Consider the following 13898-nt stretch of genomic DNA (forward strand, 5'->3'; position numbering starts at 1 on the left):
AGTTTGTAAAGCTAATAAATTACACTTAAATCCAAGCTATGACATGAGTAACACAAGTAATATCTAGCTTGATACACGTTAATCCAAGTAAAGCCTTTACCGACAACGTGATTGTGATTCCGGTTGTCGAGGGTTCAAGTCCCTTTAGCCACCCCATCTTTTCTCACACTAATCCTTTAAAATCAAAGTTTCTTAATAACTTGTAACGCATATTTTTAAAACAACGTCTGTGCATTGCTGTTGGTATGTAAAACTAATTCGACCTACTTTTACTCCGTATTTGAAACTAACTCACTTTACTTATATCCACATTCAGCTGCCAATTAATACCAAACTATCAGCCAAAACTCATTCACCTTATTTAAGTAGGCCTTATTCATACGCGTGTAAGCTGGAACTTTCAGTTATCACCTTTTAACATCAGTCATTCTGCCCCATCAAACAAAAAGGCTATTTTTTTAATTCAACGAAACTATCAATTGATTTGAAAGGCTATGATTACAGCGCATAAGTCTTATTTTCTCTACCCTGCACAAAGTATAACGACTAAAAAACGCTCGTAATAATTTGGTTTTATTGGAGTTTTAGTGATAGATTGGTCGAATTAATTATAAATAATATTTATATTTTGCTTGGCAAAGCTATTTCCTAATAGGTACAGGCTTGCTCATCATATATTTTGGCATGGACGTATTAATGATAAAAATTGTTATTCTTGCTTGTTTTGTTCTTTGGATGTTCATTCGTCAGCTTACCAAATCAAAGCCAAACTCTATTTGGCGTATTAAATTAAAACGTTTATCTCGTTATGCCTTAATTGGCGCCATCGTTTGGCTAATAACTATCGCCTTCGGCTCAGTAAAATATCAAATATATACTGACAAAGTATTTACCTATAAAGGTAATATACAAACTATTTTTGCTTGGCAAGAAAATAGATTACTCCCTATTGAGAGCCTTGCGACACCGGTACTGCTTTCTTTAGACTATGAAACTACTTACCCTTTGACAGAAAAGTCGGCGCAATCACTAACACAAAGCTATCCTTACGAACCTTACTATTTAGGTGTCAGCCAATTTTTAGGTACGGTTTTAACCTTCTTTTTTTTACTGTCCTACCTATCTCGCCATATTTCAACAGATAGACGATGGCAAGAAGCACTCGTTGCAGACAGTAAAGTTGGCTATCGAGATTTTATTAACTGGGCTAATAGCAAAAAATTAAGGCGCTTACATTGCCTTAGTATGGAAAAAAAAGTTGAAATCGCAATACAGTCGATTGACCAACGAGCACGCTTAAAGCTTGAGATGTATCGTCAAGGCTATAATGCCCAAGGATTAAATTCAGCATTTCTTGATATGCTAAATGAGGTTGTTAAGTCAGGTTACAATAGCATCACGGTAAAAGCCGCACATCACGACAACTTTAAACCGCTTGCTGAAGTTAGTGACATCACAGTCGCCGCGCTAAATTTCGGCGCTCGAGAGCCTAAATTATTTATGGAAAAGTATTATCAACATTACCTCTCAAATGCGTTAAATAAGGAAACGCCAGTTAAATTTGACACTATGGTGATTAATGCTCCCGAGCATTTACGCTTTTCTTACCCTGAGCCCAGTACCGCCAATAACTTATTAGAAAAGCAGTTAGCTAGCGTGCTTAATCAAGGAAAAAAGCGCTTTACCGGCGATGATCTCGTTGAGTTCACCCCCAGCTCAAGTTCAATATTCAACCAACCAAATGTTTGCTTAGAAGTTTCTTACCTGTGCCAATTAGGTACAAAAAAAGGCTCACGCCAGACCTCTCTTTGGGCGGGAGAAACCCAAAATAAGCTTATTACTATGGGCGGCACAGAATATCCTGGCGGGAATATGTTATGGCTAGTCTTTGGTATGGTATTTAACTGGCGGCTACTCATTAATGGTAAGGAAATTTCTACAGGCCATTGCAGCACATTACCCGACTCGGAGATATGTAATCTAAGCAGGCCAAGCAAACAAGATATGCCAGCGAAGTCTGAGGTTGAAAAACAAATTTTTGAAGTGGTTGCACTTTCTAATGTTAGTGTGTTTTTCGCGCAGTTAATGGGAGTCGAAGCGGATAGTATTAACCAGCATACCATTAATTTAAGGGATAAAAAAACAGCAGAAAAAGTAAAAACTCAAAATCAAGCATCTAATGAATTAACGGAAAAACTTGAAGATGCACTCAGAGGTGAAGCGCTAGAAGAGCTAATGAAAAGTAGTGGTATAGAGCTCTATCAACAAAATAAAGCCGCCGTTGACACTATTATTAGGGATTACATAAAAAATAATGGCGACACCGACACTGTTTTGATGATCATAGACTTACTCGGTGATTCAGCACCTGAACTAATCGGTTGGTTAACAAGTTTAATTGGAGATTCAAGTGAAGAATAAAATCTTATTGTTTTGTAGTTTCCTGTTCATTGCTAACTTAGCCAATATCGCACACGCTGATATTAAGAAGACAATTAAAGGCACCATTAAAAAAGGTATTCTTGAAGAGTTTGCCGGTGAATTAGCAAAACTGCCGGGGTTAAAGCAAGTCAAAGAAAAAATCGAAACCAACGAGTTTAAGCTTATTTCGACAAGTAAGCGGCGAGGAATATTAGCGCTAGATAATTATAACAATGCTGAAAATATCACCATTGCGCGAACACGTTATGAGCCTGGTTTAAAAATATTCGATCAGGCAATATTAGCGTCAGGTACTTACTGGTTAAAAGCTCAACCTAAAGATACTAAACAACAAGCGATTGAACGGAAAGTCATCATAAATAGCGGAGTTATCAATAAAACGGCACTAAATTTTTGGCAAAAAGGTTTAAAAGTTTTCCCGCTAGAAATTAACACAAGACCGCAATCAGCGAGAATTAGAATTTTAAACATTGTGCCTAAATATAAATTTTCTATGCCACTTTCGCCAGGAAAGTATCTTGTTGAAGTGAGCCATAAAGATTATAAAACAGCTAAATTTAATATTATCCTTGATCATAACCAAAACAATTTTAATGTCGCATTACAACCACAAAAAGTTGAAGTGATCAGTGTTACCGGCACTAAAAAAGCTGACGAGTCAGTCAAAACTGATAAACCTAAAAAAGAATATTCTTTAGGTTTTAATATAGCTTTTTGGAGTATTTTCACGCTGTTAGTCTTACTTGCAATATGGTTAATTTATCGCTTAATTAAATTTTTAAAGCAATTGCTCAGTAAAGCATGGCAAATGGTATCCGGTAAAAACGTGGCATAAAGTCGTTATTAATGGATGTTGTTATTGGCTTTCTCTTTAGCTTTTGTCAATTATAAAAGTAGGTAAAATAAGTCGTTTATCTTACCTATTTCAAGATTCAAGCTTTGCTATAAAGCATGGCGCATTAATAGTTTGCTGCTTTCTTTGCCGCGGCTTGCATCGCATCATCAACCACAGCTTTGAGGTTATTATCCGCAAATGATGCTAGCGCTTGATGCGTGGTGCCGTTTGGTGAGGTAACTTGCTCTTTGAGTTCGACCACTGATAATGCAGAGGTCGATGCCATGGTCAACGCGCCGATGCCTGATTGCATTGCTGCAGCCTCGGCTTGTTGATAAGTTAGGCCTAATTTCTGACCAGACTCAATCATCGCTTCTAAAAATAAAAAGAAATAGGCTGGCGCGCTGCCTGCGATAGCCACCACTGCTGGCATTTTACTTTCATCATCTAACCACAACGTTTTACCGATACAAGTAAGCACATCGTCGGCTAAGGTAATGCTTAGTTGATCACAGTTTTTAGCAGCCACTAAGCCGGTTAGTCCCTTGCACACTGCACTGGGTAAATTTGGCATTGCGGCAATAACCCGCTGATTACTTTCAAAGTGTGTTTGTAATTGTTCTGTGGTGACGCCCGCAGCAAGGTTAATAATAAGCGGTTGTTTAGCTGCATGCGTCATAGCCACGTTCAACTCAGTAGCAACTGTGCTGACAATATTTGGCTTTACGGCAATAAAAATAATCTCAGCAAACACTACTGCTGCGCTGTTATTTTCGCTAACATTCAAGCCAAACTTGCTTGTTAAAGTCTCACGAGTCGTTGCCGTTGGCGCACATACTAGGATATTTTTTGGCTGAAATTTTGCCATCAACAAACCTGTTAAAATTGCTTGTGCCATATTGCCGCCACCGATAAAGGCTATTTTAGTATTAGTAATAGCCACGGTTATGCCCTAACTTGCCCATCACCATTAACCAAATATTTTTCTGTGGTTAATGACTCAATACCCATAGGACCATAGGCATGTAATTTCGTTGTAGCTATGCCTATTTCGGCACCTAATCCTAACTGAGAACCATCAGAAAAGCGCGAAGAGGCATTAACCATAACCACTGAGGCATCAACAAGTTGTTGAAATTTTGTCGCCGCCTTTAAGTCTTCAGTGCATATCACTTCAGTATGATTACTACCAAATTGATCAATATGTTCAACCGCTTGTGCAAAGTCATCAACTACACGAACAGCAATTTCTAAGCTTAAATATTCTTCACCAAACTCGTTTAACGCTATTTGCTTACTATTTTCAAAGTAAGGAACGCTCATAGCACAACCATTAACCCGTACACCTTTTTCTTTAAAATGTTCAGCTACCATAGGTAAAAAATCAGCGGCAATATCTTTGTGCACCAATAAAGCTTCTAAGGCATTACATACGCCTGTGCGTTGGGTTTTACCGTTTGATAGTACTTTTAAGGTTTTATTCAGGTCGGCTGCTTTATCAGCATAAAGATGACAAACACCTTTATAATGTTGGATCACAGGTATTTGGCTGTTTTCACTGACAAAGTTTATTAGCCCTTCACCACCTCTTGGAATAACCAAGTTAATGTATTTTTTCTGCGTTAATAATTGCGTCATTAATGCTCGGTCAGGATCAGCGATAACGGTAATAATTTCTTTTGGCAGCTGGTACGCGGTTAAAACATCTTGGAGTACTTTCGCAATCGCTAAGCTGCTATTCAAAGCTTCTTTGCCGCCTCTTAAAATCACCGCATTGCCTGACTTAATACATAAACCAGCAGCATCAGCTGTCACGTTCGGGCGCGCTTCAAAAATCATACAAATAACACCTAACGGGATACGCATTTTACTGATTTTAAGGCCATTAGGCATAACATCTTGGTCTTTAATAGTACCAACAACATCGGGTAACTTCGCTACGGTTTCTAAGCCTACGGCCATATCTTCAATACGTTGATCATTTAATTGTAATCGGTCAACCATCGATTCACTCAAACCATTTTTTACTGCAAATTCAATATCAATAGCATTCGCTTTGAAGATTTCAGCTTTACCGACTCTCAGCGCAATTGCCATATCATTGAGTAGTTTCGATTTAGTCTCAGCCGTTTGAATTGCCATGACTTTAGCCGCTTGGGCTGCATTGTGTGAAATAGTAGTAATTAAATTCATTATGACTCCATTAACGCAATATATTGTTTTGAAATTATCGGTTCTTGCGTTTTATCTAATTGTTCGGAAAAATCTTGATTGTCGCTATCTGCAACAAAGTTAAGTAGGCAGCTGCTGTAATTAGTTTTAACTTTCGCTAATTGATCGCCATTGTCCTTTCGCAACATAACAATATCACCTGATGAAAAATCACCATTTACGCTCAGTAAATCTTCGGCCAGTAATAAGTCACTGGAGCCGTTATCCGTGATGTCATATTGGTTGCCAACAATCAACTCACCCTGGGCACGTGTGGTATGACGCATCCAATGAACGCCGTCAAGCATAGGGTTTTTATGCGAATAAAAGTGCGTTCCAGGATTACCATTAGCGAGTAACGTTTCGAAGCTTTCAGCTTTAAAGCCATTCACTATGTAAGTATCAATACCATGTGATACTGCTTTTTCAGCGGCTTGAATTTTAGTTTTCATGCCGCCAGTACCAACATCACTGGTCGCGCCACCGGCCATGCCATAAATTTCGGCATCGATCTTATAAACATCTGCGACTAATTTTGCATCTTTGTTGATATGAGGATTTTCTTCATACAAACCGTCAATATCAGAGCAAATAATTAAGGCATCTGCATGTGCGGCTGATGCAACCATAGCCGATAAATTATCATTATCACCAACTTTAAGCTTGTCTGTTGTCACTGCATCGTTTTCGTTGATAATAGGCAGGATATCATTCTCTAATAAGGTTTCTATGGTATCTCTGATACTTTCATAACGAACACGGTTACGTAAATCGGCATGTGTCAGTAAAAGCTGCGCAGCAGGGAAATCAAATAACTCATCCCATGTGGCCATCATTTCAGCTTGGCCGGCAGCAGCCATGGCTTTTTTAATAACGATATTAGCCGCTTCGCTATTACTTTTACTGCGATCAAATAAGTGTGCGCCAGCGGCTATCGAGCCTGAAGAGACTAAAACCACTTGTATGCCTGATAAGCGACATTGGATGATAAAATTTGCAATGCTGAGTAAATATTTACTGCTACAGCCAGCTTTTTCAGGTGCAATTAGAGCACTGCCAACTTTAATTACTATTCTCTGCCATTGTTTTATATTCACGGTAAGTCCTTAGATTTTATACTGCTAATTAGATTATTCATTTTTCACTAACCACAATAATGATTAGCGTATTAGCAACAACACCAGCTGTTGATTATTTGCATGAGATAATTCCACTACAAACTAAATAAAATAAAGAGGCCCGAGCCAAACATCGCTTAGCTTCACTTTAACAACACACGGTCTATTACAGTGCATAACGCCATAATCGTGTGACAAGTTCAGTAAACGATTAATAGTAAACCACTCAACATTAGACATAATTTTATAATGTATTATTGATATTTTACGACTAAGTTAATGTTTTTTATTTAATTTTAAAAATTCAGGTGTGTGCTTAAAATTGCGGGGATATAGTAGCTAACGATAACAGCTCAAACATAGGTCTTTTAAAATACAACGCTGTGTCGAAGTTTTATCTGTAATATTGATAACTTTGCCCTCTTTGGTTAATCAGTTTAAATTTAGTTAGTGCACTAAAGATGCGTATACTAACTAGATTAATAAGAAAGATCAAGGTTTGCTTAATTAATCATCGCTAAATGGCGAAAAAATCTTAACTGCAGATAATAAACTAACGTTATCAAGAAATGATAAATAGAAATATATCGCTCTAGAGGAATCTTTCCCCTCGATTTATTTTTCTAACCTTTTAAGATTACTGACGCTACGTGATATTTTTATAAACATCCACAGCATCAACAATACAATTAAATCAAATAAAAACAACAAATTAAAACTTATCCAATATTTATTCTATCTAAACATAGGCCACCTAAGTCTTACCTCACCATGAAAAGTATGACTCTTTATCAAGTCACTTAAGGGTAATCATTGGAGAAAAATTTGATACTCGACAAGTTTTTTTTAATAGAAGTTCGGAAAGCTTAGTACACTAAATAAATGCATCGACGAGTAGCTAGCCTACCCAGTTATAAAACTCAATGATGCTAACAGGTTAGCATCGACTCGAAAAATACAAAAACGCAGTTCTAGTATTAAAAATTTTAGCAAATACTGAATTGAGCACAGCCACTAAATGTATGGCTATTATACCAAGTCCATGAAGTTTGTTCCCACTCAGCGCTTACCAAGGGTGATTTTAAAAGCCTTACAGGCCCCGTTATTAATTTCGATAAGGTTTTCACAGGAATGTCAGTCATTAGAACAACGCAGGAGCAGTTGTCGAGAATAACCATTATCTTTAATCAATGCCATGCCTACACTTAGGTCCAGTCTGAAACGGTAAACCTGCGTCGCTAAACCTTTTAAACTGCACTGAGTGGAAAGAAACTTGTAAAATTGGTATTAATTGCCAGTAACTAGAAAAAATATCTTGTAGCAAGTTGCCATTGTCGTTCAGTTAAATCAATCGCCTGTTCAGTATACATACGGGCCGGGCGGTAACTATTAAGCCAGTTATACTCTAGCGATAAAAATACCGGCTTACTATATCTATAAGTATAATTTAGCGTTGCTGATTTACCGTATTCATTATTATTATCACCGACAGTTAGATCATTATCAGTGACAGAAAATTCTTCTAAACGTATCGTCATACGGTGCTTTTTAATCCGCTTTGAGAGCGCAATAAAGGCACTTTTATAGTCGTTATTAACCACATCTCTACGTAAAGGGCTTTGCATCAAGGTATCGCCACTGAGAAATTGGCCGCTCAGTTCAAATGCTGCCGGTAAACGCCAGCTCAAACCAAAATGATAGAAACGTGTACGCCAGCCATATTGACCATTTTCAACGATATAAGGCGTCGCATTATTGTCATAATAACCAGCAGAAATCTGGCCTTTTTGATGAAATTTCACTTTAGTTCGAAAATGAAAACCCCATTTATCATCTAACTCTAAAAAGGGATCTGAATTGGCCGCTTGGCCATTAAGATCATAACCTGGCATACGGGCACGAAAGTCAGGAATTGCTTTTGACTCTGTCCATAATGTTTGGCGATTGCCTACGGTCCAACCGTGCCAAGATAGCAGAGCACCCGCAGGGTCGTTATTAACAAAAGCAGTGGCCGCTAAAGTAATGTCAAAAGCATTGTTATTAAACTTACCTAAACGGGTTAATGCAACTTCCCCACCAAGCACACGAATCTCTTCGCCAAGCCAAGTGTTAATCGCGGAAGAATTTAAGGTGTTTCGACTTGCCCAAGCATACGCATTGTTTTCTAGGGATATTTCAGGGTAAAAAATACCGATTTTAGTTTGCCAACGATAACCAGCTTCATTCGGCAGTGTCCGGTATTTTAAAAATGTTTCTGTTAAACCGACAACACTGTCATTTTCATCACTATAGGCGTTGGCAACAACATGCGCACTCAAGCCTAAATCCCATGTAACAACAACTTCACCACCCGCTTGCGCCAATGAAACATTCGTCCCATCATGGCTATTAAACTTACCATAACCACCATTAACATAGCTCTTGAGTGTATCAGCAGATGTTGCACGTATGTCTAACACACCATGCAATTGATACTCTGCTGAATGTACACGACTGATCACCAGTATTAATAAGGTTAGTGTAAATATTTTTAACAAAACATGATCCTATTCAAAGGCATAGACTTTTTTTTCCAATAACCAAGCAGTGAGCTCTTTAGCTGGTTTAGGTCGACTAATAAAATAACCTTGACCAAGTTCACACTTGTTTCTCGCTAACCAATTGAGTGCAAACTCGTCTTCAATACCTTCAGCTACAACACTCAAGCCCATATTATGTGCGAGTTCAATAGTAGAACGTACGATAATACGGTCATCTTCATCATCACACAACCGCTGAACAAAAGACTTATCTATTTTAAGCTCATGAACCGGTAATTGTTTTAACTGTGCTAACGATGAATAGCCAGTGCCATAATCATCAATTGAAATTCGCATACCACGGTCTTTAAATTTCTGCAAAATAGCAATGGCCGCTTCAGGGTCATCAACAACCGCGCTTTCGGTAACTTCAAGGGTAACTTTCTCTGCCGGCACCTGATACTTTTCAACTGACTGGCAAATAAAATCATAAAAGTCAGGCGCTTTAAGATTTTCTGCAGAAATATTGACCGCCACACTAATATTTAAACCTACCTCACACCAGGCGTTGTATTGCTTCAACGAATTAATAAACACCCAATGCGTTAACGCATTAATTTGCCCTGTTTGCTCCGCAATATGAATAAAGTTATCCGGTGGTACCATACCTAAGGTTGGATGGCGCCAACGTACTAATGCCTCAACATGGGTAACAATACCTGATGCTAAATCTAACTTCGGCTGAAAATGTAGCTCCAATTGGTCATCAATAATGGCATCTTTTAAATCATTAATCAGGTTCAGGCGTTCAACGCTATTTACATCAAGTCCTTGATGATAAACCTGCACTAATTGGCTCACCTTATGGCTATGATGCAAGGCCGTATCAGCCATCTGTAAAACAGACTTAGTATCGTGGCAATGCTCAGGCACTGAAGCAATACCTATCCGCACTTGTAGTTGCAGGTTGATACCTTGATATTCGCAATTATCTTCTAAGACTTGATGAATGCGGCTGACCAAAAGTTCAGTGGAACTATGTTCATTAATTTCTGCAAGTAAAATAAACTCATCAGCACCAATATGGCAAAGTAACTGAAATTCATCGAGCGTACTTAAGCGCAGCGCTGCCGCTTTAATTAACCAATCACCTACATCATGGCCCAGTGTTTCATTAACATCTTTTAATCGGCTCAAGTTCAGATGAAAAATGGTAAAAGCTTGTTCGCGATCTGCTAAGTTTTGCAGCGCTACTTTTAAAACGCTGCGATTAGCTAAGTCAGTCAGTGGGTCGTGATTTGCTCGATGCGTTATGGCTTTTTCTCGCGAAAGCACAGCAGATTGCATGGCATTAAACTCGTTCGCTAACTGCCCTAACTCACTACTATCGTTAACCTCTACTGTTTGATGATAATCACCACTAGCAACAATTTTCGCTTGCTTAACTAATTGCTTAACGGGTTTAGTAATTGAGGCGGCAATAATATAAGCAGCCGATAAAGAGAGTAACAAGGTAATAAATGTTAAAATTAAAAACTGCCACCATTGCTCTTGAAGTACTGCCACAATATCAGCACGCAAGCCATACATGGCAAGGGCTAATTGCAATTGCCCAGCTTCATCAACAAGGTGACCAATAGCAATGTAATCATTCGGGGTTTCACCATTAACCACTTGTTTAGTAAAGTCTAATTGTGCTGCAGAGTTTGAAGATGCTATCAAACGCCATTCTTCACCAATTTTAATCGCGAAATCAGTATGTAACTGAGTAATATCGAGAAAGTGCTGCGCCAATTCTTGGTTAATTTCAAAACCAAATGCCAGCCAACCAATGGTTTTAGCGCCCACATTCATCGGCGATAAGCTAATTTGATAAACAGAGTCGCCTAAAACATAAAGATGTGATTGCTCTTGGCTTTCTAACCATTGTGGAAAACGAAAGGCTTGTTCACGTTCACTGCCCTGCTTAACTTTTGATTCCCCGGCTTGATTTTTACCGAGCACAAGCTGAGCAGTAACTAGCCCTTTTGAGGAAATTGCCATCGCAAGGTCGGCATCAATACGTTTACGATGGTTATTCATCGCCACTAATAAGCTGCGTAATTCATCTTCAAAAACTTGCTTGATACCGTAGTCTTTGGCTGCTGTTTCAGCAAAGGCGGTTAAATAATCTCGTCGACTATTAAATTGGGCATTAAAGATAGTTTTAGCCGTACTTAAACGATTAGTAATCTCTTGTCTTTCTTGACTTTTGTTACCTTCTACTATGGTCCACAGTGCAATCGCTTGCACAAGTAGTAGCAATAAGACAAAAAATAAAAATATTTTAGTTTGTAGGCTCTTCATTGAGAGGTTGATCCCTAATAGTCAGATAAAAAATCAAAGTCTTCTTCGTTTTTTTGTTCTGATATTTTCAGTATTTTATTATCAAGCTTTATGGTTACTTGTTTTTGTTCTGACACATCTATTGACTGATATACTCGATTATTAGGCGCATCAAGTTGCGGATGCCAAACAATAAGCTGATATTTCCCTGCCGGCGGCATAGGTATATCAAGCTTACCATTTTCATTTGTTTTACCAAACAAAGGCGTATCTACAATCAGTAAATAACCACTCATCCAATCGTGAATATTACATCCCATAGCAACTTCACCCGTTTGCTGAAAGTCATTTTTAATCTGTGATTTACCGGCACTGATTTTAAAGGAAAATTTATTATCACCAATAGGTGAGTATATATGATGGGTTATATCATCTTTGTTTTTAAAATTTACCTTATTGCCTAGCTGCATCACACTGATATAAGGCGTAAAGGAACGTTCAAACTGGCCGACCTCTACAATTTTTTCATTAAAAGGTAATGATATATTATCTTCTGGCTGCAAATAAACCACCATATCAGGCAAGGCTTTATTAACATTATCAACAACGGTAATATTGATACTTTTGGCAATGGCACAGTAAGGTAAGTAACAAAGAATTAAGATATTTAGATAGATAGAGCGCAATTATCATCCCCTGATTAGCGTTTAGTGACTAACAAAGACCTTATAAACGAATAAATAGTTTCAAGCTATTATAACTAGTCGCGAATAAAAGCATTCACTTTCAATATCGCCACTAGTTATCAGTGCTAATATTACGCTATTTTCAGATAATTTTTAACAATTTGTGCACCGGTATCAGCTTGGATAGGTTTAAAAATAAAACCTGAAATCCCTTGGCTTTGACAACTTTTAACCAGTGCTTGATCGGTGACTGATGACAACATGACTACAGGTACTTTACTGCCATTAGCTCGAATGTTTGCTAAAGCCTGATCACCATTCATTTCACCCATAACAACATCCATGATCATAAAATCAGGTTGCTCTTGTTGCACCATAGTTACCGCCGTTGAACCATCATCGGCTTCAACAACATTGTTATAACCCAGTTGCGCTAAATAACGTCGTAACGCCTTGCGGATCATAGCGCTATCATCGACCAGCAAAATTTTACTGTCGACAGGCAGTTGTTTAGTATGTGGGTTGGCAATACCAGAACTTGCTTCGCGTTTAATCCCTACTGATTGGTATTCCACATGACGAATTAACAAATTAAAATAATAACGCCCAACCCCTTCAATCGTGATCGGAACGGTAATCACTTCTTTCACACCGGCTAAATATTTATCCATATCATTGACATCATGGACAAAGTACGGGCTTGAAAATTTATAATCTAAACTATAACGGCCATGTAGATCGGTTGAACGACCCACAATAGTATTACCCCATTCAGCCAAGGCATTACTTAATTCTTCATTAATTTCAGTGAATTGATATTTTTCTTCAAACATATTTTCACAAACAGAGTTACCAATAGCGATTGCCGTCTCAGGATAGTGATGCATCATAATCACACCATCTAAGCCTCCAGTAACTTCAGAGCATACCGCGTAACCTTTAAAGCGAAATTCATCAACATTATCGACAAAGGCTTCACCAGCCTCGCCAACTAAGTTAGTCATGGCTTTTAAACTGGCAAGTGACTCATTAATAAATGGGTATAAAATAACTTTATATAAAGCTTCTACTGACATGGTGATCCCTCGTTTATAATTATTTTTATATCGACTTTATTTAGTACAATACTAAGCTCAAACAAGAATTACAAATTTAGCTCAAACTACCGGCAAAATTATATTTTCACCCATCAGTACTTACGCAAAAATTTCACCACTACAACAATAAATGTTGCTCAATAGGAAAGAACTCATCAGCCGCATTAATTAATGCCTGAGCAGTCAGCGCCGTCACGCCATAGACATGAGTTTTAACACCGTCGCGTGACCTGACTTTTCTCAGTAACAAGTCAAAATCGCCATCACCCGACAATAAAATAACAATATCAACCTCAGGTGCGGTTTCCATAACATCTACAGCGATACCGACGTCCCAATCGCCTTTTGCCGAGCCATCACGACGCTGAATAAAAGGTTTGAGTTTAACGTTAAAACCTATATGTTTTAAGGCTTTTTGAAATTTATGCTGTTGGTCGTCACTACGTTGTATTGCATAAGCGTTAGCCAAAACAATATCACCTTGTTGGCTGATTTGTTGCCAAAAATTGCGATAGTTAAATTGCTGTTGAAAAGTATCTCGTGTGGTGTAGTAAATATTTTGAATATCTACAAATATGGCAATTTTAGGTCGTTGTTCACTTGCTTGCATAAAAATCCTTTTGATTAACAGAAACCATAGTGTATCTATAACCATGACACTTGAA

At 38.1% G+C, this 13898-nt stretch carries 10 protein-coding genes; 2 read left to right on the forward strand and 8 right to left on the reverse strand.

What is annotated here, in order from left to right; translation table 11 throughout:
- Positions 1-696: 696 nt before the first annotated feature.
- Entirely contained in the window at positions 697-2421 is a 1725-nt protein-coding gene (locus FGD67_RS10300; RefSeq protein WP_257174913.1) for a hypothetical protein, read from the forward strand.
- Positions 2411-3277 carry a hypothetical protein gene (locus FGD67_RS10305; RefSeq protein ID WP_257174914.1) on the forward strand — a complete coding sequence of 289 codons (867 nt, stop codon included), beginning with the start codon at positions 2411-2413 and terminating at the stop codon, positions 3275-3277. The genes FGD67_RS10300 and FGD67_RS10305 overlap by 11 nt, the downstream gene beginning before the upstream one ends.
- 124 nt (positions 3278-3401) lie before the next feature.
- Here the strand turns inward: FGD67_RS10305 and proC are convergent, their stop codons facing one another.
- The 8 genes from proC to FGD67_RS10345 form a co-directional block, all read right to left on the reverse strand.
- Entirely contained in the window at positions 3402-4220 is an 819-nt protein-coding gene (gene proC / locus FGD67_RS10310) for a pyrroline-5-carboxylate reductase (RefSeq protein ID WP_257174915.1), read from the reverse strand.
- 2 nt (positions 4221-4222) lie between these two features.
- Entirely contained in the window at positions 4223-5470 is a 1248-nt protein-coding gene (locus FGD67_RS10315; protein WP_257174916.1) for a glutamate-5-semialdehyde dehydrogenase, read from the reverse strand.
- Positions 5470-6585, reverse strand: a complete 1116-nt coding sequence (proB, locus tag FGD67_RS10320; protein ID WP_257174917.1) for a glutamate 5-kinase — start codon at positions 6583-6585, stop codon at positions 5470-5472. The genes FGD67_RS10315 and proB overlap by 1 nt, the downstream gene beginning before the upstream one ends.
- Positions 6586-7907: 1322 nt before the next feature.
- Positions 7908-9143 carry a hypothetical protein gene (locus FGD67_RS10325; RefSeq protein WP_257174918.1) on the reverse strand — a complete coding sequence of 412 codons (1236 nt, stop codon included), beginning with the start codon at positions 9141-9143 and terminating at the stop codon, positions 7908-7910.
- Between the two features lie 9 nt (positions 9144-9152).
- Positions 9153-11471 (reverse strand): EAL domain-containing protein, encoded by a 2319-nt coding sequence (locus FGD67_RS10330; RefSeq protein WP_257174919.1) that lies wholly within the window; start codon positions 11469-11471, stop codon positions 9153-9155.
- Positions 11472-11485: 14 nt separating this feature from the next.
- A complete protein-coding gene (locus FGD67_RS10335) occupies positions 11486-12136 on the reverse strand; it encodes a hypothetical protein (RefSeq protein ID WP_257174920.1) in 651 nt (216 codons plus the stop codon).
- Between the two features lie 131 nt (positions 12137-12267).
- On the reverse strand, positions 12268-13212 hold the full coding sequence (locus FGD67_RS10340) for a response regulator (protein ID WP_257174921.1): 945 nt from the start codon (positions 13210-13212) through the stop codon (positions 12268-12270).
- A gap of 139 nt (positions 13213-13351) precedes the next feature.
- Positions 13352-13843 (reverse strand): NYN domain-containing protein, encoded by a 492-nt coding sequence (locus FGD67_RS10345; protein ID WP_257174922.1) that lies wholly within the window; start codon positions 13841-13843, stop codon positions 13352-13354.
- Between the last annotated feature and the right edge of the window lie 55 nt (positions 13844-13898).

Source organism: Colwellia sp. M166 (assembly GCF_024585285.1).
Taxonomy (GTDB): Bacteria; Pseudomonadota; Gammaproteobacteria; order Enterobacterales; family Alteromonadaceae; genus Cognaticolwellia.

What these genes read in the sequence shown, in the direction of transcription:
- FGD67_RS10300 (WP_257174913.1), top strand. Translation starts at nt 697, where the DNA reads ATGATAAAAATTGTTATTCTTGCTTGTTTTGTTCTTTGGATGTTCATT.
- FGD67_RS10340 (WP_257174921.1), bottom strand. Translation starts at nt 13,212, where the DNA reads ATGTCAGTAGAAGCTTTATATAAAGTTATTTTATACCCATTTATTAAT.
- FGD67_RS10315 (WP_257174916.1), bottom strand. Translation starts at nt 5,470, where the DNA reads ATGAATTTAATTACTACTATTTCACACAATGCAGCCCAAGCGGCTAAA.
- FGD67_RS10330 (WP_257174919.1), bottom strand. Translation starts at nt 11,471, where the DNA reads ATGAAGAGCCTACAAACTAAAATATTTTTATTTTTTGTCTTATTGCTA.
- FGD67_RS10345 (WP_257174922.1), bottom strand. Translation starts at nt 13,843, where the DNA reads ATGCAAGCAAGTGAACAACGACCTAAAATTGCCATATTTGTAGATATT.